The 22,068-nt window shown below is 73.5% G+C and carries 22 protein-coding genes, 1 pseudogene and 1 riboswitch; of the genes and pseudogenes, 14 read left to right on the top strand and 9 right to left on the bottom strand.

The window, feature by feature from the left end; all coding sequences use genetic code 11:
- Nucleotides 1-64: 64 nt before the first annotated feature.
- Nucleotides 65-811, top strand: coding sequence for an endonuclease/exonuclease/phosphatase family protein (locus LG632_RS18685; protein ID WP_226728480.1), 747 nt, complete (start codon nucleotides 65-67; stop codon nucleotides 809-811).
- A 52-nt stretch (nucleotides 812-863) separates the two neighbouring features.
- Here LG632_RS18685 and LG632_RS18680 read toward each other — a convergent pair whose 3' ends face one another.
- The gene (locus tag LG632_RS18680) at nucleotides 864-1,478 is read right to left on the bottom strand and encodes a hypothetical protein (protein WP_226728479.1); all 615 of its coding nucleotides are present in this window, start codon (nucleotides 1,476-1,478) and stop codon (nucleotides 864-866) included.
- Nucleotides 1,471-2,277, bottom strand: a complete 807-nt coding sequence (locus LG632_RS18675) for an alpha/beta hydrolase (protein ID WP_226728478.1) — start codon at nucleotides 2,275-2,277, stop codon at nucleotides 1,471-1,473. Before LG632_RS18675 ends, LG632_RS18680 begins: the two co-directional genes overlap by 8 nt.
- Nucleotides 2,278-2,443: 166 nt before the next feature.
- Between LG632_RS18675 and LG632_RS18670 the strand changes: the two genes are divergently transcribed.
- The 5 genes from LG632_RS18670 (at nucleotide 2,444) to LG632_RS18650 (ending at nucleotide 7,512) form a co-directional block, all read left to right on the top strand.
- Nucleotides 2,444-3,217 (top strand): lysophospholipid acyltransferase family protein, encoded by a 774-nt coding sequence (locus LG632_RS18670; protein WP_226728494.1) that lies wholly within the window; start codon nucleotides 2,444-2,446, stop codon nucleotides 3,215-3,217.
- A 72-nt stretch (nucleotides 3,218-3,289) separates the two neighbouring features.
- The gene (gene macS / locus LG632_RS18665) at nucleotides 3,290-4,510 is read left to right on the top strand and encodes a MacS family sensor histidine kinase (RefSeq protein WP_226728477.1); all 1,221 of its coding nucleotides are present in this window, start codon (nucleotides 3,290-3,292) and stop codon (nucleotides 4,508-4,510) included.
- 86 nt (nucleotides 4,511-4,596) lie between these two features.
- Nucleotides 4,597-5,241, top strand: a complete 645-nt coding sequence (locus tag LG632_RS18660) for a response regulator (RefSeq protein WP_226728493.1) — start codon at nucleotides 4,597-4,599, stop codon at nucleotides 5,239-5,241.
- A gap of 119 nt (nucleotides 5,242-5,360) precedes the next feature.
- Nucleotides 5,361-6,392: a 6-phosphofructokinase gene (locus tag LG632_RS18655; protein WP_226728492.1), complete on the top strand. Its 1,032-nt coding sequence runs from the start codon at nucleotides 5,361-5,363 to the stop codon at nucleotides 6,390-6,392.
- A gap of 127 nt (nucleotides 6,393-6,519) precedes the next feature.
- The gene (locus LG632_RS18650; RefSeq protein WP_226728491.1) at nucleotides 6,520-7,512 is read left to right on the top strand and encodes a 2-hydroxyacid dehydrogenase; all 993 of its coding nucleotides are present in this window, start codon (nucleotides 6,520-6,522) and stop codon (nucleotides 7,510-7,512) included.
- Nucleotides 7,513-7,585: 73 nt separating this feature from the next.
- On the opposite strand, the gene LG632_RS18645 is transcribed toward LG632_RS18650, so the two are convergent.
- The gene (locus LG632_RS18645; RefSeq protein ID WP_226728476.1) at nucleotides 7,586-9,478 is read right to left on the bottom strand and encodes an anthranilate synthase family protein; all 1,893 of its coding nucleotides are present in this window, start codon (nucleotides 9,476-9,478) and stop codon (nucleotides 7,586-7,588) included.
- Nucleotides 9,479-9,845: 367 nt separating this feature from the next.
- On the opposite strand from LG632_RS18645, the gene LG632_RS18640 reads away from it, so the two are divergent.
- Together LG632_RS18640 and LG632_RS18635 are read left to right on the top strand one after the other, a co-directional pair.
- Nucleotides 9,846-11,201: a class II 3-deoxy-7-phosphoheptulonate synthase gene (locus tag LG632_RS18640; protein WP_226728475.1), complete on the top strand. Its 1,356-nt coding sequence runs from the start codon at nucleotides 9,846-9,848 to the stop codon at nucleotides 11,199-11,201.
- A 170-nt stretch (nucleotides 11,202-11,371) separates the two neighbouring features.
- On the top strand, nucleotides 11,372-11,614 hold the full coding sequence (locus LG632_RS18635) for a (2Fe-2S)-binding protein (protein WP_226728490.1): 243 nt from the start codon (nucleotides 11,372-11,374) through the stop codon (nucleotides 11,612-11,614).
- Between the two features lies 1 nt (nucleotide 11,615).
- Here the strand turns inward: LG632_RS18635 and bfr are convergent, their stop codons facing one another.
- A complete protein-coding gene (gene bfr / locus LG632_RS18630) occupies nucleotides 11,616-12,095 on the bottom strand; it encodes a bacterioferritin (RefSeq protein WP_226728474.1) in 480 nt (159 codons plus the stop codon).
- Nucleotides 12,096-12,250: 155 nt separating this feature from the next.
- Here bfr and LG632_RS18625 point away from each other — a divergent pair, with 155 nt between their 5' ends.
- Complete coding sequence (locus LG632_RS18625) at nucleotides 12,251-12,886, top strand: sulfite oxidase-like oxidoreductase (protein ID WP_226728473.1); 636 nt, start codon at nucleotides 12,251-12,253, stop codon at nucleotides 12,884-12,886.
- Nucleotides 12,887-12,958: 72 nt separating this feature from the next.
- On the opposite strand, the gene LG632_RS18620 is transcribed toward LG632_RS18625, so the two are convergent.
- From LG632_RS18620 to thiO, 5 genes are all read right to left on the bottom strand, one after another.
- Nucleotides 12,959-13,828, bottom strand: a complete 870-nt coding sequence (locus LG632_RS18620) for a deoxyribonuclease IV (protein WP_226728489.1) — start codon at nucleotides 13,826-13,828, stop codon at nucleotides 12,959-12,961.
- A 15-nt stretch (nucleotides 13,829-13,843) separates the two neighbouring features.
- Nucleotides 13,844-15,769, bottom strand: coding sequence for a Stk1 family PASTA domain-containing Ser/Thr kinase (gene pknB, locus LG632_RS18615; protein WP_226728472.1), 1,926 nt, complete (start codon nucleotides 15,767-15,769; stop codon nucleotides 13,844-13,846).
- 112 nt (nucleotides 15,770-15,881) lie between these two features.
- Nucleotides 15,882-16,676: a thiazole synthase gene (locus LG632_RS18610; RefSeq protein WP_226728471.1), complete on the bottom strand. Its 795-nt coding sequence runs from the start codon at nucleotides 16,674-16,676 to the stop codon at nucleotides 15,882-15,884.
- 6 nt (nucleotides 16,677-16,682) lie between these two features.
- Entirely contained in the window at nucleotides 16,683-16,907 is a 225-nt protein-coding gene (gene thiS / locus LG632_RS18605; RefSeq protein ID WP_226728470.1) for a sulfur carrier protein ThiS, read from the bottom strand.
- On the bottom strand, nucleotides 16,904-18,088 hold the full coding sequence (gene thiO / locus LG632_RS18600; RefSeq protein ID WP_226728469.1) for a glycine oxidase ThiO: 1,185 nt from the start codon (nucleotides 18,086-18,088) through the stop codon (nucleotides 16,904-16,906). Before thiO ends, thiS begins: the two co-directional genes overlap by 4 nt.
- 13 nt (nucleotides 18,089-18,101) lie before the next feature.
- A riboswitch (TPP riboswitch) is annotated at nucleotides 18,102-18,189 on the bottom strand.
- Nucleotides 18,190-18,376: 187 nt separating this feature from the next.
- Here thiO and LG632_RS18595 point away from each other — a divergent pair.
- The 5 genes and pseudogenes from LG632_RS18595 to LG632_RS18575 form a co-directional block, all read left to right on the top strand.
- Nucleotides 18,377-19,552, top strand: a complete 1,176-nt coding sequence (locus tag LG632_RS18595; RefSeq protein WP_264201982.1) for an NAD(P)/FAD-dependent oxidoreductase — start codon at nucleotides 18,377-18,379, stop codon at nucleotides 19,550-19,552.
- Between the two features lie 102 nt (nucleotides 19,553-19,654).
- Nucleotides 19,655-20,020 carry an Rv2175c family DNA-binding protein gene (locus LG632_RS18590; protein ID WP_226728467.1) on the top strand — a complete coding sequence of 122 codons (366 nt, stop codon included), beginning with the start codon at nucleotides 19,655-19,657 and terminating at the stop codon, nucleotides 20,018-20,020.
- Between the two features lie 85 nt (nucleotides 20,021-20,105).
- Nucleotides 20,106-20,756, top strand: coding sequence for a thiamine phosphate synthase (thiE, locus tag LG632_RS18585; RefSeq protein ID WP_226728466.1), 651 nt, complete (start codon nucleotides 20,106-20,108; stop codon nucleotides 20,754-20,756).
- 115 nt (nucleotides 20,757-20,871) lie between these two features.
- The gene (gene metF / locus LG632_RS18580) at nucleotides 20,872-21,786 is read left to right on the top strand and encodes a methylenetetrahydrofolate reductase [NAD(P)H] (protein WP_226728465.1); all 915 of its coding nucleotides are present in this window, start codon (nucleotides 20,872-20,874) and stop codon (nucleotides 21,784-21,786) included.
- Between the two features lie 46 nt (nucleotides 21,787-21,832).
- Nucleotides 21,833-22,068 (top strand): annotated as a pseudogene (locus LG632_RS18575) (hypothetical protein); the annotation flags it as partial.

The following is a 22,068-nucleotide window of genomic DNA, read 5'->3' as shown; positions in this document are numbered from 1 at the left end:
CCGTGACCGGGGTCCCGGCCCGGCGGCCCGTCCCGGGGCCGGTGGGGCGCATAGGTTGCTGCCCATGGACCTGCCGAACTCCCTCACCGAACCGGACGGTTCCGCCGTCGTCCGGGTGCTGTCCTACAACATCCGCTCACTGCGCGACGACGAGGCGGCGCTGGCCCGGGTGATCCGGGCCTGCGCGCCCGACCTGGTGTTCGTCCAGGAAGCGCCGCGCTTCTTCCGCTGGCGCAAACACGCGGCGCGGCTGGCGGCCAGGACGGACCTGGTGGTGCTGACCGGCGGGGCCACCGCCGCCGGGCCGCTCATCCTGTGCAGCCTGCGGGTCCTCGTCGAGCGCACCGAGGACGTGCTGCTGCCGCTCACCCCGGGCCTGCACCGCCGCGGCCTCGCCACCGCCGTCGTACGGATCGCCGGGGTCCGCGCGGCCCTGGTCAGCGCCCACCTCTCGCTCCAGGCGGCGGAGCGCCAGGAGCAGGCGGGCCTGCTCCTGGACCGGCTGGCCGCGATGGACGCCCCGTACGGCATCGCCGCGGCGGACGTCAACGAGGGGCCCGAGGGCCGCTCGTTCCGGAAGCTGGCCGCCGGCCTGCAGGACTGCCGGGCGGTGGCGCCCTGGGGCGGGGAGCCGACCTTCCCCGCGACGGCGCCGGCCCACCGGGTGGACGCCGTCTTCGCCTCCCGGGACGTGCAGGTGCTGGGCTGCGGCGTCCCGATCGGGCTGCCCGGCGTCGAGGAGGCCGACCTCAAGGCCGCCTCGGACCACCTCCCGGTCCTGGCCGCGCTACGCCTGCCCGCCCGGCCCTGACACGGCCGCGGCCCCGGTCCCCGCCAGGGAACCGGGGCCGCGGGAGCGGACCTCAGACCACCGCGCCGCGGCCCGGGTCGTCGTCCTCGTCGTCACCCTGCGCCATCCGCGCGACCAGCGTGGCGAAGCCGCCCAGGAAGCCGCCGATGCCCAAGGTCGTCAGCCACCAGGTCATCTCCCACTGGAGCAGCACCGCCACCAGCAGCAGCACCGGGCCGCCGACCACCGCCAGCCACGCGAACTTCGCCGTCGTGTCGGCCTCCGGCAGCGCCGGGTCCGGCTGGACGAAGTGGCCCTCGTCGGAGGCGTCCAGATCGTCGTCCGAGGGCTCCGCCAGCGAGTGGTCACGCGGGCCGGGGCCGCCCAGGCCCGGGGCGAACGTCACCGAGCTGCCCAGCGCGGGCGGCGGCGCCTGCTCGTCCTTTTCCGGCTTCTCCGGCTTCTCCGGCTGCTTCTCCAGCTGCTTCTCCGGCTCCTTCGGCGCGGCCGGGGGCTCCGGCTGGACGTCGTCCTCGGGCAGCAGCAGGTCCTCGATCGGGCGGAACGGACGCGCGCCGGGCGGGTCCGGCGGCTCCTCGCCGTACCCGGCGACGATCGCCGCCCACGCGGCCTCCTCGTCCAGCGGCGGGACGCCGCCCGACGGGTCCGGCTCCTCGTGCTCAGCCACCGGTCCCCGCTCCCTCCTTGCCGACCGCGTCGGCCTCGCCGACCTCCGCGACGCTCCCCGCGAGCCGGCCGATGAACGCATAGCTGTCCGCGAAGATCCGCTCCGCGTCATGGTCCAACGTCGCCACGTGGTAGCTCTGTTCCAGCAGCGTCTCGGTCACGTCCGTCGAGGACACCCGCGCCAGGATCCGCGCCGAGTCCACCGGCGGTACGACGTGGTCCTGCGGGCTGTGCAGGAGCAGCAGCGGCTGCGTGACCTGCGGCAGCTCGGTGTCCACCAGCTGCAGGAACCGCCGCAGCGAGTGCGCGGCCCGGGTCGGGACCCGGTCGTAGCCGACCTCCTGCGAGCCCGGCTTGGCGATGTCGCTGGCGATGCCCGGGGTGGAGCGGACGAAGTGCTGGGCCACCGGCAGCGCGAAGGCCAGCGGGTCGTGCACCTTGTTCGCCGGGTTGACCAGCACGATCCCGCTGATCGCCTCGCCGTGCCGGGCCGCCAGCCGCAGGGTCAGCGCGCCGCCCATCGACAGGCCGAAGACGAACACCCGGGTGCAGCGCTCCCGCAGCTCGGCCAGCGCCCGGTCCACCTCGGCGTACCAGTCCTGCCAGCCGGTGAGCTGCATGTCCTGCCAGCGCGTCCCGTGCCCGGGCAGCAGCGGCAGCGACACCGTCAGGCCCCGCTCGGCGAGATACTCGGCCCAGGGGCGCAGCGACTGCGGGGAACCGGTGAAGCCGTGGCAGAGGAGAACACCGACGTCTCCGCCCTCGTGGCGGAACGGCTCGGCACCAGGGAGGACGGGCACCAGAATCTCCTTGGGAAAGTGGAACGGGGCGGCGGGTGCGCTGTGTGACTTCACCGTACGCGACCGGACAGGCACCGACCAGGGCCGTCGCACCCCCGTCAGCGGCCCCAGGGGTTAAGGTCTGTTCGACAGACACAGGAAGGCTCATCAGTTGATCTACGGCGCTATGAAGTTCTCCATCGGGGGGTCCCTGAAGCTCGCCTTCAGGCCGTGGGTGGAGGGCCTCGAAAACATTCCCGCCGAGGGGCCGGCGATCCTCGCGAGCAACCACCTGTCCTTCTCGGACTCGTTCTTCCTGCCCGCGGTGCTGGACCGGAAGGTCACCTTCATCGCCAAGGCCGAGTACTTCACGACGCCCGGCGTCAAGGGCAAGCTGACCGCCGCGTTCTTCAAGGGCGTCGGCCAGCTCCCGGTGGACCGCTCCGGCGCCCGCGGCGCCGGCGAGGCGGCCATCAAGAGCGGCATCGAGGTCATCGAGCGCGGTGAGCTCTTCGGCATCTACCCCGAGGGCACCCGCTCGCCCGACGGCCGCCTCTACCGCGGCAAGCCCGGCGGCCTGGCCCGGGTGGCGCTGGCCACCGGCGCGCCCGTGATCCCCGTCGCGATGATCGACACGGAGAAGATCCAGCCGCCCGGCAAGGTCGTCCCGAAGCTGATGCGTCCGGGCATCCGGATCGGCAAGCCGCTGGACTTCAGCCGCTACAAGGGCATGGACGGCGACCGCTTCATCCTGCGCTCGGTGACCGACGAGGTCATGTACGAGATCATGAAGCTCTCCGGCCAGGAGTACGTCGACATCTACGCGACCGCGGCCAAGCGCCAGATCGCGGACGCCGAGAAGGCCGCCAAGGAGGCGGAGAAGGCCGCCAAGGAGGCCGGCAAGGCGGAGCTCGCGGCCAAGGAGGCCGAGATGGCCGCCAAGGACGAGGGCGCGCAGTAAGGACGCGGACGCGCGGCACGACGCGTCCGACGGGACGACGGGCGGGGACCGCCCGTGCGCGGGGTGGGGGAGATGGCCGGACGCGAACGCGTCGTACGGATGTCGGTCGAGCAGCCGCTGTGGCGGGCGCTGACCGCCTACCGGCTGCTGACCATGCTGTACGCGGTGGGGATCTTCGCCCTCGCGTACCGGGCGTTCCCGCACCCCGCCGTGGCCGCCGGCTATCTGGCCGTGCTCGCCGTGTGGACCCTGGCCACCTTGCCCAAGGTGGCCGGCGCGGCCGGCTGCACCCGCCGCTTCCTGGTCGCCGACCTCACGGTCGCGCTGGCGGGCATCTTGCTGACCCCGGTCGCGGACACCGCCGAGCGGATCGCGGCCGGCGGCCCCACCCTGCCGTCGATCTGGACCGCCGGCTCGGTGCTCGCCTTCGCCCTCAAGGGCGGCTGGCGCTGGGCCTGCGTGGCCTCCACCTTCGTGGCCGTCGCCAACATCGCCGTCCACCACGGCGACCCCACCCGCGACACCCTGCACAACGTGCTGCTGGTCTGGGTGGCCTCCGTCGCCATCGGCTACGTCGTCGAGGTGGCCCGGGCCAGTGAGGCCACGCTGGCGCGCGCCCTGGAGATCGAGGCCGCCACGCGCGAGCGGGAGCGGCTGGCCCGGGACATCCACGACGGGGTGCTCCAGGTGCTGGCCATGGTGCAGCGGCGCGGCGCCGAGCTGGGCGGCGAGGCCGCCGAGATCGGCCGGATGGCCGGGGAGCAGGAGGTCGCGCTGCGCACCCTGGTCTCCAGCGGGCTGCTGCCGCCCTCCCGGGTCTCCTCCGACGGGTCCCGGGGCGCGCTGGTCGACACCGTGGAGGCGGACGAGGACGAGGAGGCCGCCGCGGCCGCCGAGCTGGACCTGCGCAGCCTGCTCGCACCGCACGCCGGGTCCCGGGTCACCCTGGCCGAGCCGGGCGCCCCGGTGGTGCTGGCCGCCCGTGCCGCGCGGGAGCTGGCCGCGGCCGTCGCGGCGGCCCTGGACAATGTGCGCAAGCACGCGGGCGAGGACGCCCGCGCCTGGATCCTGGTCGAGGACTGGGGGGACGAGGTGATCGTCACCGTCCGCGACGACGGTCCGGGCATCCCGCCGGGGCGGCTGGACCAGGCGGCGGGCGAGGGCCGCCTCGGCGTGGCCCAGTCCATCCGCGGCCGGTTGCGCGACCTGGGCGGCACCGCCGAGCTGGTCTCCGTACCGGGTCAGGGATGCGAAGTCGAGTTGAAGGTACCGAGGAACGGGGCGGGACGATGAGCGGAGCGGACCACGGGCGGGAGCACGCCGACCGGCAGGAGCGTGTGGACGGGCAGGAAGGCGCCGGCGGGCAGGCGATCAGGGTGATGGTCGTCGACGACCACCCCATGTGGCGGGACGCGGTCGCCCGCGACCTGGCCGCCGCCGGCTGCGACGTGGTGGCCACCGCCGGCGACGGACCGCAGGCGGTGCGCCGGGCCCAGGCCGTCCGGCCCGACGTGCTGGTCCTCGACCTCAACCTGCCCGGCATGCCCGGGGTCCAGGTCTGCAAGGAACTCGTCGGCGCCGACCCGGCCCTGCGGGTGCTGGTGCTGTCCGCCAGCGGGGAGCACGCCGACGTCCTGGAGGCGGTCAAGTCGGGCGCCACCGGCTACCTGCTGAAGTCCGCGGGCGCCGAGGAACTCATCGACGCGGTCCGCCGCACCGCCGCCGGCGACCCGGTGTTCACCCCGGGGCTGGCCGGCCTGGTGCTCGGCGAGTACCGGCGGCTGGCCACCGACCCGGCCCCGGCCGCCCCCGACGAGCCCAAGGCCCCGCAACTGACCGACCGCGAGACCGAGGTGCTGCGGCTCGTCGCCAAGGGCCTGTCGTACAAGCAGATCGCCGAACGGCTCGTCATCTCCCACCGCACCGTGCAGAACCACGTCCAGAACACCCTCGGCAAGCTCCAGCTGCACAACCGGGTCGAGCTCGTCCGCTACGCGATCGAGCGCGGGCTGGACGACGCGTAACCCCGGCGGGTGAAACGGCGTACTCGACGCCTCGTGATTCCACCGGAATCGACCCTTCGCACGCACGTGGAGTGACGGGTGTCACCACTAGCGTGACCGTCATGGCGAAGGGAGATCCCATGAAGGTCGGAGTGCTGACCGGCGGCGGCGACTGCCCCGGGCTCAACGCGGTCATCCGCGGCGTCGTCCGCAAGGGCGTGCAGGAGTACGGATACGAGTTCATCGGCTTCAAGGACGGCTGGCGCGGCCCGGTCGAGGGGGACACCGTCCGCCTCGACATCCCCACGGTCCGCGGGATCCTGCCGCGCGGCGGCACGATCCTCGGCTCCTCGCGCACCAACCCGTTCAAGGCCGAGCACGGGGTGCGCGACATCAAGGCCAACCTCGCCAAGTACGAGGTGGACGCCCTCGTCGCGATCGGCGGCGAGGACACCCTGGGCGTGGCCGCCCGGCTGCACGGGGAGTTCGGCATCCCGTGCGTGGGCGTGCCCAAGACCATCGACAACGACCTGTCGGCGACCGACTACACCTTCGGCTTCGACACGGCGGTCGGCATCGCCACCGAGGCCATCGACCGGCTGCACACCACCGCCGAGTCGCACATGCGGGTGCTGGTGGTCGAGGTGATGGGCCGGCACGCCGGCTGGATCGCCCTGCACTCGGGCCTGGCCGGCGGCGCCAACGTCATCCTCATCCCCGAGCAGCGCTTCGACCTCGACCAGGTGTGCGCCTGGGTGACCTCGCGGTTCAAGGCGAGCTACGCCCCGATCGTGGTGGTGGCCGAGGGCGCGATGCCCAAGGACGGCGACCTGGTCCTCAAGGACGCCGTGTCCCGGGACTCCTTCGGGCACGTCCGGCTCTCCGGCGTCGGCGAGTGGCTGGCCAAGGAGATCGAGGCGCGCACCGGCAAGGAGGCCCGCACCACCGTCCTCGGCCACGTGCAGCGCGGCGGCACCCCCAGCGCGTACGACCGCTGGCTGGCCACCCGGTTCGGCCTGCACGCCATCGACGCCGTGCGGGACGGGGACTTCGGCAAGATGGTCGCCCTGCGCGGCACGGACATCGTCCGGGTCCCGATCGCGGAGGCCACCGCGAAGCTGAAGACCGTGGACCCGGCGCTGTACCAGGAGGCCGGAGTCTTCTTCGGCTGAGCGCCGCCGCGCGGGACGCGCGCACCGGGCCGCTCCGGGCCGTATCGTGACGAACGACCCGGAGCGACCCATCGGAGCCGAGGTGGCGGACATGGCGGACACGGCAGGCATCGCGGGCGCGGCGGACGTGGAGGTCCTGGCCTTCGGCGTGCAGGCCGACGAACGGCCCCTGATCGAGCGGGCCTTCGAGGGCGTGGCCCGGGTGCGCTGCCTGGACGTCTTCCTCGACGCGGACACCGCGCCGATCGCCGCCGGCTACGAGATCGTCTCCTCCAGCGTCAACGCCGACCTCGGCGCGGGCGTCCTGCGCGCCCTCGCCGCCGGCGGGACCAGGATGATCGCCCAGCGCTCCACCGGCTTCAACAACATCGACCTGGACGTGGCCGGGCAGCTCGGCCTGACGGTGAGCCGGGTGTCCTCCTACTCGCCGTACTCGGTGGCGGAGTTCGCCTGGACCCTGGCCATGGCGGTCAACCGCCGGGTGGTCCGCGCCTCCCGCCGCACCCGGGACTTCGACTTCCGCCTCGACGGGCTGATGGGCCGGGACCTGCACGGCCGCACCGCCGGTGTCGTCGGCACCGGCAGGATCGGCGAGGCCTTCACCCGGATCGCCCACGGCTTCGGCATGCGCCTGCTCGGCTGGGACCTGGTGCCCAACCCCGCCTGCGAGGAACTGGGCATGACCTACGTCGGGAAGGACCAACTGCTCGCCGAGGCCGACCTCGTCAGCCTGCACGTACCGCTGATGGAGTCGACCCACCACCTCCTCGACGCGGCGGCGCTGCGCGCCATGAAGGACGACGCGATCCTGGTCAACTCCAGCCGCGGCGGTCTGGTGGACACCGAGGCGCTGGTCGCGCAGCTGCGGGCGGGCCGGTTCACCGGCGTCGGCCTCGACGTCTACGAGGCGGAGGCCGGGCTGTTCTTCCACGACCGCTCCCTGGAGGCCGTCGACGACGACACCCTGGCCCGCCTGGTCACCTTCCCCAACGTGCTGGTGACCTCCCACCAGGCGTACTACACCCGCGAGGCGGTGGGCCAGATCATCGCGGCCACCGTCCGCAACGTGGCCGACCACCTCGCGGGCCGCCGCTCCGAGAACACCCTCGTCCCGGCGTGACCGGCGGGCGTGCCGGTCACGCCGTTGCCGAACGGGACGAGCTCCCCGTGCTCGGGCCGGCGTCAGGCGGACGTCAGGCCGGCGCCGGGGCGGTGACGGTCGTCAGGAGGTCGTGGAGGAGGTCCGCGCCGCCCAGGGTGAGGACCGACTCCGGGTGGAACTGGACGCCCGCGAAGCCCGCGGGCGAGCGCAGCGCGTGCACCTCGCCCGTCCGCGGGTCACGGGCCACCTGCACGCCGCGCAGCGCCAGCTCGGCGGCCAGCGCGTCGTCGCAGTGCGCGGTGAAGGTGTTGTAGAAGCCGACCGTCTCGGTCCTGCCGAAGAAGTCGATGCGGGTCTGCGCGCCCTGCGCCGGCTCCGCCTTGCGCACCAGCGGCAGGCCCAGCTCGGCGGCCAGCAGCTCGTGGCCCAGGCACACGCCCAGCACCCCGTGCCGGTGCCCGGCCAGCAGGTCCGCCGCCAGCGCGCGCATCATCCGCATCTTCGGGTCGCCCGCGTCGGCCGGGTCGCCCGGGCCCGGGCCGAGCACCACCGGGCCCGCGTGGCCGAGGACCGCCTCGCGCAGGCCGGGCGCGTCGTAGCGGCGTACGGTCACCTCCAGCCCCGACACCCGCAGCACGTGCGCCAGCATCGCGGTGAAGGTGTCCTCCCCGTCGACCACCAGCGCGTGGCCGGCCACCCGCTCGGGCCGCTCCTGCATCCGCAGCCAGAACGGCGCCAGGTCCTGGCGCCGGGCGGCCAGCGCCGCCTGCACCCGGGGGTCGTCCGCGAGCCGGGCGCCACCGGCCGCCGGGCGGGGCGCGGCGGGCCGCACGCCCAGCGCCGCGAGCACGGCCGCGGCCTTGGCGTGGGTCTCGGCGACCTCACCGGCGGGGTCCGAGTGCCGCACCAGCGTGGCGCCGACCGGCACCCGCACGGTGCCGTCCGGGGCGATGTCCGCGGTGCGGATGAGGATGGGGGAGTCCAGGGTCTGCGCCCCGGCCGCGTCCGTGCCGAGCAGGGCCAGTGCCCCCGCGTAGTAGCCGCGGGCGACGCCGTCGGGGCCGACCGGCTCGTAGCGTTCGATGACCCGGCAGGCGTTCTGCACGGGGGAGCCGGTGACGGTCGCGGCGAACATGGTCTCCTTGAGCACCTCCCGCGCGTCCAGCGAGGTGCGCCCGCGCAGCTCGTACTCGGTGTGCGCCAGGTGGGCCATCTCCTTCAGGCGGGGGCCGACCACCACCCCGCCCCGGTCGCCGACGGTGCACATCATCTTGAGCTCCTCGTCGACCACCATGGAGAGCTCCTCGGTCTCCTTGCGGTCGCCCAGGAAGGCGAGCAGGGACTCGGGCGTGGGGCCCGAGGCCGGGTAGCGGTAGGTGCCGCTGATCGGGTTCATCACGACCGTGCCGCCGGACATCCGGACGTGCACCTCGGGGCTGGCCCCGACCAGCGTGCGCTCCCCGGTGTGGACGACGTACGTCCAGTACGCGCCGCGCTCGCCCAGCAGCAGCCGGCGGAACAGCGCGAGGGCGTCGGCGGGACCGAAGCCGGGGACGCGGCCGCGGTAGGTGCGCCGGATGACGAAGTTCGCGCCCTCGCCGCGGCCGATCTCGTCCTCGATCACCCGGGCGACGGTGCGGGCGTAGTCGGCGTCGCAGACGTCGAAGCCGCCGTCGGTGACGGTGACCTCGTGGGCGGGGAGGGCGGCCAGCACCTCGGCGAGCGGGAGCTCGTGCGCCTCCTCGGCGACGAGCACGCTCAGCGGGGTGCCGTCGTCGCGGACGTCGAACCCGCGCTCGCGGATCTGCCGGAACGGCACCAGGGCGAGCACGGGCCGCTCGCCCACCGGCAGGTCGGCCAGGCGCTCCGCCTCGTGGACGGGCCCGAGCAGGACCTCGACGGTGTCGTGGTCACGGCCCGGGGTACGGCGCCTGAGCAGGGCGAACGGCGGACAGTCGGAGGAGAGCAGGCGGCTGAGGATCATCGGGGCGGGACCTTTCCGGCAGTGGGTGGAGAGGAACGGCCCGCGAGAACGCCGAAGGCCGCCCCTCGGGCGGCCTTCGCGTCGTGTGTCGGGTACGCGCAGTCAGTGGGCCGCCGAGGAAGCGGTCCACCACCAGTTCAGGTGTGCGTGCGCGAACATGCCGCCGACCATAGCCCACGTACGGGGCCGGGGCGAAGCACCGTTCCACAGGGTGAGCCGAACCGTGGATTCCCCTTACCGGCGCGCCGCCGGCACCCCCGCGCCCCGGGCGGCGCCCGGGGCCTTCCCGAGCCGGTCCGAGAGACATCTGTCTCACCTGTTGAGCGCCGGGCCGGACAGTCCACCGGGACGCCGTAATGTTTACGAGGTGACCGTGAACGCAGAAACCCAAGCCCCCGCCGCCAAGGCGACCTGGCGAGACCTTCCCGCGGCGCAGCAGCCTGTGTACCCCGATGCCGAGGCTCTGCGCGCTGTCGTCGCGGACCTCGAGTCGTATCCTCCGCTGGTTTTCGCCGGCGAATGTGACCAGCTGCGCGCCCGTATGGGAGCCGTCGCCCGGGGCGAGGCGTTCCTGCTCCAGGGCGGCGACTGCGCCGAGGCCTTCGACGCCGTGTCCGCCGACCACATCCGCGCCAAGCTGAAGACGCTGCTCCAGATGAGCGCCGTCCTCACCTACGCGGCCTCCGTCCCCGTGGTGAAGGTCGGCCGCATCGCCGGCCAGTACTCCAAGCCCCGCTCGAAGGACACCGAGACCCGCGACGGCGTCACCCTGCCGACGTACCGCGGCGACTCCGTCAACGGCTTCGCCTTCACCGAAGAGGCCCGCGTCCCGGACCCGGAGCGGCTGAAGCGGATGTACCACGCGTCCGCCTCGACGCTGAACCTGGTGCGCGCCTTCACCACCGGTGGCTACGCCGACCTGCGCCAGGTGCACGCCTGGAACCAGGACTTCGTGAAGTCCTCGCCGTCCGGCCAGCGCTACGAGCAGCTCGCCCGCGAGATCGACAACGCCCTGAACTTCATGAAGGCCTGCGGCACCGACCCGGCCGAGTTCAAGGCGGTGGAGTTCTACGCCTCGCACGAGGCGCTGCTGCTCGACTACGAGGGCGCGCTGACCCGCACCGACTCGCGCACCGGCAAGCTCTACGACACCTCCGGCCACATGGTGTGGATCGGTGAGCGCACCCGCCAGCTGGACCACGCGCACATCGAGTTCTGCTCGCAGATCGCCAACCCGATCGGCGTCAAGCTCGGCCCCACCACCACGGTGGACGAGGCGCTCACCTACATCGACCGCCTCGACCCGCAGCGCGAGCCCGGCCGGCTGACGTTCATCGTCCGCATGGGCGCCGACAAGGTCCGCGACAAGCTGCCCGAGCTGGTCGAGAAGGTCACCGCCTCCGGCGCGACCGTCGCGTGGGTCACCGACCCGATGCACGGCAACACCTTCGAGGCGGCCTCCGGCCACAAGACGCGCCGCTTCGACGACGTCCTGGACGAGGTCAAGGGCTTCTTCGAGGTGCACAAGGCCCTGGGCACCCACCCGGGCGGCATCCACGTCGAGCTCACCGGTGACGACGTCACCGAGTGCGTGGGCGGCGGCGACGAGATCTTCGTCGACGACCTGCACCAGCGCTACGAGACGGCCTGCGACCCGCGGCTCAACCGCAGCCAGTCGCTGGACCTGGCCTTCCTGGTGGCGGAGATGTACCGCGACCAGTAAGGATCACTCTGTGTGAACCTCCGACGGTGGGGCGTGGATCGCTGTGATCCGCGCCCCATCGTCGTCCCCAGGACTTTTGGGGGGACCCCGAGTGTGGGTAGGGTTAGGTAAGCCTCACCGAACAGTCGGGGATGGCTCGGCCCGCTCATTCCCGCAGGGAGGTGACCCGCGTGTACGTCTGCTCCTGCTTCGCCGTCACCGACAAGCAGATCGCCGAACACGCGGCCAACGGCGCCTGCACCCCGCGCCAGATCGCCTCGGCGACCAAGGCCGGCACCGACTGCGGCTCCTGCGTCCGGACCATTCAGGGACTCCTCGGCCGCGGCACGTGCCCGCGCCGTGAGCTGCTGGAGAAGGGCAGGGCGGCCGCCACCGTCCTGGCCCCCGACACCGAGCTCACCAAGGCGGCCTGAGTCAGCTCTCCGGCTGCTCGACGAGCTGGGCGATGTACAGCGGCTCACCGAGCGTCTCGATGAGTTCCAGCTGGGTGTCGAGGTAGTCGATGTGGTGCTCCTCGTCCTCCAGGATCTCCTCGAAGAGCCGCGCCGAGGTGATGTCGCCCTTGCCGCGCATGACCTCGATCCCGCGCTTGAGCCGGTCGATCGCCTCCACCTCGACCTGCCGGTCGCACTGGAACATCTCCGTCAGCGTCTGGCCGACCCGCACCTGGAACAGGCGCTGGTAGTTCGGCAGGCCGTCGAGCATGAGGATGCGCTCGGTGAGCTTGTCCGCGTGCTTCATCTCGTCGATGGATTCTTCACGCGTGTACTTGGCGAGCTTCGTCCAGCCCTTGTTGTCCTGGATGCGGTAGTGCAGCCAGTACTGGTTGATCGCCGTGAGCTCGCCGGTGAGCTGTTCGTTCAGGAACTCGAGAACCTCGGGGTCGCCCTGCATCGCGCAGGCTCCTTCCAAGCCAAGTGACCTATGACGGTGCGCGCATCCTTGCACCGCCACCCAAGGCCGTCCAGTAAGTACCTCCTTAGTAGGAGTTGCCGGAATCGGTTGTCACCTGGTCATGACCACCCCTGCCCGTCTGTCACCATGGAGGCATGGGTCAGCCGGAAAGCCGGGAATCTCCGGGAGCAGCAGGAGCGCTGGAGCTTCCCCCGGGGCAGCGGCTCCAGCGGGGCTGGCCGGTCACCCACTACGGTCCCGTGCCCAAGTTCAAGCCGGACCGCTGGGAGTTCCGCGTCTTCGGCGCCACCGCCGACGGTGGGAAGCACTGCTGGAACCACGAGGAGTTCTCGGCCCTGCCGTTCACCTCGGTGGTCGCCGACCTGCACTGCGTGACGAAGTTCAGCATGGTCGGCGCCGAATGGGGCGGGGTGCCCGCCCGTACGATCCTGGCACTGGCGCCGCCCGCGCCGCAGGTCACGCACGTGATGGTGTGGGCCGAGTACGGCTTCAGCTCCAACATGCGGCTGTCGGACTTCGCCGCCGAGCGCACCCTCTTCGCCACCCACCAGGGCGGCGAACCGCTCACCGCCGAACACGGCTTCCCGCTGCGGCTGGTGGTCCCGCACCTGTACGCGTGGAAGGGCCCCAAGTGGGTCCGGGGCGTGGAGTACATGACCGCCGACCGCCGCGGCTTCTGGGAGGAGCGCGGCTACCACAACATCGGCGACCCCTGGCGGGAGCAGCGCTACTCCTACCAGGAGGAGCCGGGCGACGGCCCGGAGATCTGATCCGGGATCTCGTCCGGACCTCGTCCGGATCTCGTCCGGGTCCGGGTCCTGGTCCGGGTCCTGGTCCGGCGATCACCCGAACGGGTGGCGGAGTTCCTTCAGCAGCGCCACGTCCGCGGCGTGCCCCTGCGGGCCGCCGGGCGTCTCGATGACCAGGGGCACCCCGGCGGTCGCGGGGTGCGCGAACAGCTCGGCGAACCCCTCGCGCCCGATGTGCCCCTGGCCGATGTTCGCGTGCCGGTCCTTGTGGGCGCCCGCCGCCTCCTTGGAGTCGTTGGCGTGGATCAGCTTCAGCCGCCCCTCGCCCACCGAGTCCACCAGCAGGTCGAGCGTCTTCTTCGTGCCGCCCGGCTCGGCCAGGTCGTGGCCGGCGGCGAAGACGTGGCAGGTGTCCAGGCAGATCCCCAGCTTCGGGTGGGCGTCCAGGGCCTCGAAGTACGGCTCGAAGTCCCAGGTCCGCGAGCACAGCGAGGAGCCCTGCCCGGCGGTGGACTCCAGCAGCAGCGCCGGGTCGTCCTCGTGCGTCAGCTCGTCCAGCAGCGGCAGCAGATGCTCCCTGACCTGCGCGAACGCCACCTCCCGCGACCGCCCTCCGGTCGCCGAGCCGGTGTGCACCACGACCCCCAGCGCCCCGATCTGCCGGCCGCGGCGCAGCGAGTGGCGCAGCGACTCCACGGACCGCTCCACCGTCGCGGGCGTGTGCGAACCGAAGTTGATCAGGTACGGGGCGTGCACGTAGGCCGGCATCCCCGCGGCCGCGCACTCGGCCCGGAACAGCTCGTCCTGCGCCGGACTGCCCGCCGGCGTGGCCCAGCCGCGCGGGTTGGCGACGAAGACCTGCACGGCCTCGGCGCGCAGCTCCCGCGCGTACGCCAGCCCGACCTTGGCCAGACCGCCGGCGACGGGCACGTGAGCGCCGACGGGATTACGGGTACGCCCCACGTCCGCCACGGCCGGTCACAGCCCCTTGGTCCGGACGACGACCGTGCTGCCCTCGGGGGCGTTCTGGCCGCCCGGCACGGACTGGCTGTCCACGGTGTTGCTGAACGACAGGAACGGCCGCTCGACCTTCACCTTGAAGCCCGCGCCCTCCAGGACGCGCCGGGCCTCGTCGGCCTCCTTGCCGGTGACGTCCGGGACCGGCAGCAGCCGGGGGCCCTTGGAGACGGTCAGGACCACGGTGTCACCGGCGGCGGCCTGGGCCCCGGCGCCGACGGACTGGTTGGCGACCGTGCCGGCCCGCTCGGGGGAGTTGACCTGCTCGGCGGCCAGCTCGACCTTCAGCCCGGCGCCCTCCAGCTGGGCCCTGGCCTGCTCGACGGGCTTGCCGAGCACGCTCGGTACCGGCACCGGCCGGCCCTTGCTCACCACGATCGCGACGGCCGTGTCGGGCGCCCTGCGCGTGCCCGGCTTCGGATCGGTGCTGATCACCGAGCCCTGGGCGACGTCCTGGCTGAACGCCTGATTGACCATGCCGGGCTCCAGCCCGGCCTTCTTCAGCTCCTGCTGGGCCTTGTCCAGCGGCATGTTCTCCACCGACGGCACGGTGACGACCTCCGGGCCGCGCGAGACGACGAGCACCACGGACCCGTTCCCGCGGATCCGCTTGCCGCCCCCCGGCTCGCTGTCGATCACGGCGCCGCGCTCGACGGTGTCGCTGAACCGCTTCTCCACCCGCTTCACGCCGAGCCCGGCCGCCGAGAGCTGGCTGCGGGCTTGCGCCTCGGTCTTGCCGATCAGGTTCGGGACCTGGGTGAACTGCCCGGCGCTGATGTACCAGACCCCGGTGCCCAGGCCCAGCAGCAGCAGGACCCCGGCCACCGCCGCGTACAGCCCGCGGGGCCGGGCCGGACGGCCGCGCTGCGGCCCGGCCTGCTCCGGCTCCGGCGGCTGCGGCGGCAGCTCCAGGCGCGAGGTGTGCTGGACGTCGCCGTCGCCGCGCCGGACACCGACGGGCCGGGGGATCACACTGGTGCGGTCCTCGGACGAGGACCGCTCGGCCGCCGTGGCCTGCGGCGGTACGGCGTCCAGCTCGGCGTCGCCCAGCCCGGCGCGCGCCTCACGGACGAGCGCCAGCAGGGCGACCGCGTCGTACGGGCGCTCCTCGGGGGTCCGGGCGGCGGCCCGGGCGACCAGCTGGTCCAGGGCCGCGGGCAGCCCCGGCACGGCCGCCGACGGCGGCGGTACGTCCTCGTGGAGGTGCTGGTAGAGCACCTGGGCCGGGGTGCCGCCGGTGTGCGGCTTGCCGCCGGTCAGCATCTCGTAGAGCACGACACCGCAGGCGTAGACGTCGACCCGGGTGTCGGCGGCGCCGCTCTCGATCTGCTCGGGCGCGAGGTAGGAGACGGTGCCGAGGACGGCCCCCGTGGTGCTGGTGACGGTGTCGACGCTGCGCACCAGACCGAAGTCGGCGACCTTCACCCGGCCGTCGTCGCCGATCAGCACGTTCTCGGGCTTCATGTCCCGGTGGACGAACCCGGCGCGGTGGGCCGCGCCGAGGGCGGCCAGCACCGGTTCCAGGATGTCGAGCGCGGCCCGCGGCTGGAGCGCGCCGCGCTCGCGCAGCACGTCCCGCAGGGTGCAGCCGGGGACGTACTCCATGGCCAGGTAGACGTACGGCCCGTCGGTGCCCTGGTCGAAGACGGCCACCACGTTGGGGTGGGCGAGCCGGGCCACCGACTTCGCCTCGCGGATGAACCGGTCGACGAACACGGCGTCGGCGGCCAGGGCCGGGTGCATGACCTTGACGGCCAGCACGCGGTCGAGCCGGGTGTCCACGGCCCGGTAGACCGTGGCCATGCCGCCGACCGCGATCCGGGCGTCGATGCGGTAGCGGTCGTCGAGCAGCTGCCCGACGAGCGGGTCATCCAGGGTCGTATCCACCCGGCGATTCTACGAGCGGCTCCCGCGGGGCCGTGGCCCGTGCCCAGGTTGCAGCGCACCTGTGACGCGGGCCCGGCCCCGGGGCGGACCGGGCGCGCTCGCCGCGGCGGCTTCAGAAGGCCGGGCGTTCGGGGTCCAGGGCGGCCCGGCCCTGCGTCGGGGACGAGGCCCGGGCGAAACGCCGTACCGGGATGCGGCCGGCCCGGTGCGCCAGCCGGCCCGCCGTCACGGCGTCCCGCATGGCCGCCGCCATCAGCACCGGCTCCTGCGCCCGGGTCACGGCCGAGGCCAGCATCACCGCCGCGCAGCCCAGCTCCATGGCCAGGGCGGCGTCCGAGGCGGTGCCCGCCCCGGCGTCCAGGATCACCGGCACCCCGGCCCGTTCCACGATCAGCTCGAAGTTGTGCGGGTTGCGGATGCCCATCCCGGAGCCGATCGGGGAGCCCAGCGGCATGATCGCCGCGCAGCCCACGTCCTCCAGCTTGCGCGCGAGCACCGGATCGTCGTTCGTGTACGGCAGGACGACGAACCCGTCGTCCACCAGCACCTCCGCCGCGTCCAGCAGCTCCGCCCCGTCCGGCAGCAGCGTCCGCTCGTCCGCCACCACCTCCAGCTTGATCCAGTGGGTGCCCAGCGCCTCCCGGGCCAGCCGGGCGGTCAGCACGGCCTCGCCGGCGGTGAAGCAGCCGGCCGTGTTCGGCAGGACCTGGATGCCGAGCCGCGACAGCACGGACAGGACCGAGCCCTGCACGGTGGGGTCCAGGCGGCGCATGGCCACCGTGGTGAGTTCGGTGCCGGAGGCGACCAGGGACCGTTCGAGGACGTCCAGGCTGGGGGCGCCGCCGGTGCCCATGATCAGGCGGGAGGTGAAGGTGCGGTCGGCGAGGGTGAACAGGTCGTCGGCCATGATCGGTCAGCCTCCCTGGACCGCGGTGAGGATCTCGACCCGGTCGCCGTCGCCGACCGGGGTGGCGGGCCACTGCCCGCGGGGGACCACCGTCTCGTTCAGGGCGGCGGCGACCCCGGACGGCGCGGTGGTGAGCATGGCGACCACGGCGTCGAGCGTGGTGCCGGGGGCGACCGCGCGCGGCTCGCCGTTCACCGAGACGGTCACGGCCGTCGTACCGGACTCGGTCATACCAGGGACTCCTCACGTGCCGCGGAGAATCGGCGGGGGCTGAAGGGGCGGGCGATCTCCGGGAGTTCACCGGTGGTCAGCACCTCGGCCAGCACCTCGCCGGTCAGCGGGGTCAGCAGCACCCCGTTGCGGTAGTGCCCGGTGGCCAGGTGCAGGCCCGGCAGCTCGGTCGGGCCGAGCAGCGGGGCGTTGTCGGGGGAGCCCGGGCGCAGGCCCGCCCGGGTCTCGGTGAGCGGGAGTTCGGTGATGCCCGGCACCAGCTCGTGCGCGTCGCGCAGCAGTTCGTAGACGCCGCCGGCGGTCACCGTCGTGTCCCAGCCCAGCTCCTCGCTGGTGGCGCCGAGGACCAGTTCGCCGTTCTCGCGCGGCACGAGGTAGACGTGGCTGCCGCGGACGACCGCGCGGACCGTGCGGGACAGGAACGGACGGTAGGCCGGCGGCACGGTCAGGCGCAGGACCTGGCCCTTGACCGGGCGGACCGGCGGTACGACGCCCGGCGGCAGGCCGGGCAGCCGGCCGCTGAGGCTGCCGGCGGCGAGCACCACCTGGTCGGCGCGCAGCGCGGTGCCGTCCTCCAGGACGGCGCCGGTGGCCCGGTCGGCGGCGACCGTCAGCCGCTCGGCACGGGAGCGGTGGACCGCCACCCCGGCCCGTTCGCACGCGGCGAGCAGGGCCGCCGCCAGCCGGCGCGGATCGGCCTGGTGGTCCCCGTCGACCCGCAGGCCGCCCCGTACGCCGGGGGCCAGCATCGGTTCCAGCCGGCGGCACTCGCGGCCGGTCAGCCACTGGGACTGCAGTCCGCAGCGGCGCTGGAGGGCGTGCAGCTCGCGCAGGTGCAGCCGGTCGTCGGCGTCGAGGGCGACGGCGAGGGTGCCGCAGGGGCGGTAGCCGATGTCCACGCCCCCGGCGGCCTCGCTCAGCTCGGCGGCGAAGTGGGGGTAGCGCTCGGCCGAGGCGAGGTTGAGGCCCAGCAGGGTCTCCTCGCCGTAGTGCAGTTCGGTGACGGCGGCCAGCATGCCGGCGGCCACCTGGGCGGCCCCGCCGCCGGGCGACGGGTCGCACAGCGCGGTGCGCAGTCCGCGCTGCGCCGCGCGCCAGGCCGTGACCAGCCCGATGATCCCGCCCCCGACGACGAGGACGTCGAACGGCCCGGACGAACCGGAATGTACGGATGACTGCATGGGCGTCCAGCCCCTCCCTTCGCCGGCATGACCCGGATCAGGTTCGTACGGTCGGAGGCCGGCCAGCCTCCCTCTCAGCCCGGTCCGTCCGGGCTCCCGCGTTCGGTACGGTGGCCAGACTAACCCCGCGGCCGGAGCCCGGGTAAGCCCGGCCGGAGGCCCGGCGGGGCCCGCCTGTTCCTGACGGTTCGTCAGATGATTAGGCTGGGCGCCGTGACCGAGCAGACGCAGCAGACCCAGAACAACGCCCCGCGGCCCCGGCCCTCCGTGGTCGTCGTCGGCGCCGGGATGGCCGGCGTGCAGACCGCGGTGGCCCTGCGCGAACAGGGCTTCACCGGCCCCGTGACCCTCCTGGGCGCCGAGCCCCACCAGCCCTACGACCGCCCGCCCCTGTCCAAGGCGGTGCTGCTGGGCAAGGCCGAGACCGCCGCGTTCGACGTGGACTTCGAAGGGCTCGGCATCGAGCTGCGCCTCGGCGTCGAGGTCACCGGCCTGCGGGCCGCCGCCCGCCAGGTGGACACCGAGGCCGGACCGGTCCCGTACGACGTGCTCGTCCTGGCCACCGGCGCCCAGCCGCTGACCCTGCCCGGCGCCGAGGGCGTGCCCGGGGTGCACCTGCTGCGCACCCTCGACGACGCCGAACGGCTGCGCCCGGTCCTCGCGGCGGCGTCCGAGATCGTCGTGGTCGGCGCCGGCTGGATCGGCGCCGAGTTCGCCACCGCCGCGCGCGAGGCCGGCTGCGCCGTCACCGTGGTGGAGGCGGCCGACCGGGTGCTGGCCGGAGCGCTGCCCGCCGAGGTCGCCGCCCCCATGGCCGCCTGGTACGCCGAGGCCGGCGCCCGCCTGGAGACCGGGGTCACGGTCGAGTCCGTCGAGCCCGGCCGGGTCCGGCTGGCCGACGGGCGGGTGCTGGACGCCGGGGCCGTGGTCGTCGGCATCGGCGCCCGGCCCGCCACCGGCTGGCTGGCCGGGTCCGGGGTGGAGCTCGGCCCGCAGGGCGCGGTCGTCGCCGACGAGCACCTGCGGACCTCGCTGCCCGAGGTCCACGCGGTGGGCGACTGCGCCTCGTTCCCCTCCGCGCGCTACGGCGCCCGGCTGCTCGTGCACCACTGGGACAACGCCCTGCAGGGGCCGCGGACGGTCGCCGCCAACATCCTGGCGGACCTGGGCGGCGGGCCGCAGCAGGTGTACGACCCCGTGCCGTACTTCTGGTCCGAGCAGTTCGGCCGGTTCGTCCAGTACGCCGGCCACCACGCGGGCGCCGACACCCTGCTTCGGCGCGGCGACCCGGCCGGTGCCGCCTGGTCGGTGTGCTGGCTGCGCGAGGGGGTCCTGGTGGCGGTGCTGGCCGTGGGCCGGCCCCGCGACCTGGCCCAGGGCCGCAAGCTGATCGAGGCGGCCGCGGCGGTGGACCCGGTCCGGGCCGCCGACCCGTCGGTACCGCTGAAGTCGGCCGCGCTCTGACCGGCCCCCGGCCGGCAGGCCGGGACCGGCGCGGGGGCGCCGGCACCCTCGCTCGGGTCCGCCCGACTACCGGCTGTCAGTCGCGGATGGCAGGCTTGTCCCGTGACCGAGATTGACGCAAAGATCGACGCGCTCGTCCCCGAGTGGCTCTACCTCCCCGACATCGCCGAAATGCTGGACGTCGAGGTGACCCGAGTCCGCCAGCTGGTCAAGGAGGGCCAGCTCATCGCCGTCCGCCGCGGTGAGAACCGCGCGCTGCAGGTGCCCGCCGCCTTCATCGACGGAGACAAGGTGGTCAAGGGCCTCAGCGGCACCCTGACCCTGCTCCGTGACGACGGCTTCACCGACGAAGAGATGCTGGAGTGGCTCTTCACCCCGGACCCGACCCTGCCCGGCACCCCCGCGCAGGCCCTGAGCGAGAATCGCGGCACGGAGGTGAAGCGGCGCGCCCAGGCGCTGGCCGTCTGATCCGACCCGTCCGCACCAGCACGCTCCACGCGGGGTACGGGCCCGACCGGGCCCGTACCCCCGCCTGTCAGGGGGGTACCGCCCGATGAACGACGTCCGCGCCCAGCTGTCCGACGCCCGGCTCTACCTGTGCACGGACGCCCGCAAGCGCCAGGGCGACCTCCCCGAGTTCCTCGACGCCGTCCTCGCCGGCGGGGTCGACATCGTGCAGCTGCGCGACAAGGGCATGGAGGCCGGCGAGGAGCTGGAGCACCTGGCGGTCTTCGCCGAGGCGGCCCGCCGGCACGGCAAGCTCCTCGCGGTCAACGACCGGGCCGACGTCGCCCACGCCGTCGGCTCCGACGTGCTGCACCTCGGCCAGGGCGACCTCCCGGTCCCCGCCGCCCGGGCCATCCTCGGCGAGCGGGTGCTCGTCGGCCGGTCCTGCCACGCCGAGGCCGAGGTCGCCGCGGCGGCCGCCGAGCCCGGCGTGGACTACTTCTGCACCGGTCCCTGCTGGCCCACCCCGACCAAGCCCGGCCGCCACGCCCCCGGCCTGGACCTCGTGCGGTACGCCGCCTCGCTGCGGCAGGACCGGCCCTGGTTCGCCATCGGCGGGATCGACGCCACGAATCTGGACGAAGTCCTGGACGCCGGGGCCGAGCGGATCGTGGTCGTGCGCGCGCTCACCGAGGCCACCGACCCGGGCGCGGCCGCCGCTGACCTGGCCAAGCGGGTCCGCGAGCGCCTCGCGTAGCCTGTCGCGGGACGTCGCCGCAGGTCGCGGCGGCGTACGGGGTCGAGTGTCCAAAATCGTGTCCACCTGTCGGACGGCGCTTCTTCCGATGTGAGACCCCGTCTAACCTGCCCGTATGGCCCTTGGTACCGCTTCCACCCGCCCGGACCGCGCACGCACCGTCCGCGACATCCTCGCCTCCGGCGAGCCCTCGTACTCGTTCGAGTTCTACGCGCCTCGGACGGAGAAGGGCGAGCGCAGCCTGTGGAACGCGCTGCGCCGGGTCGAGGCGGTCGGGCCGAGCTTCGTGTCCGTGACCTACGGGGCCGGCGGCTCCACCCGCGGCGGCACCGTCAAGGCCACCCAGGAGATCGCCGCCGACACCATCCTGACCCCGGTCGCCCATCTGACCGCCGTGGACCACTCGGTGGCCGAACTGCGCCACGTCCTCGGCCAGTACGCCGACGCCGGCATCCGCAACATGCTCGCGCTGCGCGGCGACCCGCCGGGCGACCCGATGGGCGAGTGGGTCAAGCACCCGGAGGGCGTCACGTACGCCGCCGACCTGGTCCGCCTGATCAAGGAGTCCGGCGACTTCTGCGTGGGCGTCGCCGCGTTCCCGGAGATGCACCCCCGCTCCACCGACTGGGACACGGACATCCGGCATTTCGTGGACAAATGCCGTGCGGGCGCCGACTACGCGATCACCCAGATGTTCTTCCATCCGGAGAACTATCTGCGGCTGCGCGACAGCGTCGCCAAGGCGGGCTGCGACACCCCGATCATCCCTGAAGTCATGGCCGTTGTGAACGCGCGGACCCTCGACCGGCTGCCCCAGTTGAGCAACGCGGCCTTCCCCGCGGACGTGAAAGAGCGCATCCTCGCGGTCAAGGACGATCCGGCCGCTGTACGCTCCATTGGCATCGAGTTCGCCACGGAGTTCTGCGCGCGGTTGCTCTCCGAGGGTGTCCCGGGGCTGCACTTCATCACGAACAACTCCACGGCGACTCTCGAGATCTACGAGAACCTGGGTCTGCACCAGCGGGCCTGACCGGCCGTACCCGCGCCCGTGGGCGGCCGCACGAGAGGGGCCACGCATGGGAATGACGGTTCTCTACGTCGCGTTCGGCTTCGTCGCGCTGTGGCTGCTCGCCGAGGTGCTGCTCCAGTACAAGGCCCGGCTGCGCTGGCGGCTGCTGGCGTTCGCCGGCTTCCTCGGCGTGGTCGCCGGCGTCGTGCTGCCCTCGGTCCCGGTCATCGCCGTCGGCGCCGGCGCGTTCGCGGTCGGCCAGACCCTGGTGACGCTGTCGTTCCGCAAGGGCTTCGTGGCCGG

Source organism: Streptomyces antimicrobicus, from assembly GCF_020532625.1.
GTDB classification, from domain to species: domain Bacteria; phylum Actinomycetota; class Actinomycetes; order Streptomycetales; family Streptomycetaceae; genus Streptomyces; species Streptomyces antimicrobicus.
This window is presented reverse-complemented; position numbering and strand designations above follow the sequence as displayed.

Excerpts from the sequence above, each read along its gene's own strand:
- LG632_RS18685 (WP_226728480.1), top strand. The coding sequence starts at position 65 with ATGGACCTGCCGAACTCCCTCACCGAACCGGACGGTTCCGCCGTCGTC.
- LG632_RS18670 (WP_226728494.1), top strand. The coding sequence starts at position 2,444 with ATGAAGTTCTCCATCGGGGGGTCCCTGAAGCTCGCCTTCAGGCCGTGG.
- macS (WP_226728477.1), top strand. The coding sequence starts at position 3,290 with ATGGCCGGACGCGAACGCGTCGTACGGATGTCGGTCGAGCAGCCGCTG.
- LG632_RS18660 (WP_226728493.1), top strand. The coding sequence starts at position 4,597 with ATGGTCGTCGACGACCACCCCATGTGGCGGGACGCGGTCGCCCGCGAC.
- LG632_RS18655 (WP_226728492.1), top strand. The coding sequence starts at position 5,361 with ATGAAGGTCGGAGTGCTGACCGGCGGCGGCGACTGCCCCGGGCTCAAC.
- LG632_RS18645 (WP_226728476.1), bottom strand. The coding sequence starts at position 9,478 with ATGATCCTCAGCCGCCTGCTCTCCTCCGACTGTCCGCCGTTCGCCCTG.
- bfr (WP_226728474.1), bottom strand. The coding sequence starts at position 12,095 with ATGCAGGGCGACCCCGAGGTTCTCGAGTTCCTGAACGAACAGCTCACC.
- LG632_RS18625 (WP_226728473.1), top strand. The coding sequence starts at position 12,251 with ATGGGTCAGCCGGAAAGCCGGGAATCTCCGGGAGCAGCAGGAGCGCTG.
- LG632_RS18610 (WP_226728471.1), bottom strand. The coding sequence starts at position 16,676 with ATGGCCGACGACCTGTTCACCCTCGCCGACCGCACCTTCACCTCCCGC.
- thiS (WP_226728470.1), bottom strand. The coding sequence starts at position 16,907 with ATGACCGAGTCCGGTACGACGGCCGTGACCGTCTCGGTGAACGGCGAG.
- thiO (WP_226728469.1), bottom strand. The coding sequence starts at position 18,088 with ATGCAGTCATCCGTACATTCCGGTTCGTCCGGGCCGTTCGACGTCCTC.
- LG632_RS18595 (WP_264201982.1), top strand. The coding sequence starts at position 18,377 with ATGGCCGGCGTGCAGACCGCGGTGGCCCTGCGCGAACAGGGCTTCACC.
- thiE (WP_226728466.1), top strand. The coding sequence starts at position 20,106 with ATGAACGACGTCCGCGCCCAGCTGTCCGACGCCCGGCTCTACCTGTGC.
- metF (WP_226728465.1), top strand. The coding sequence starts at position 20,872 with ATGGCCCTTGGTACCGCTTCCACCCGCCCGGACCGCGCACGCACCGTC.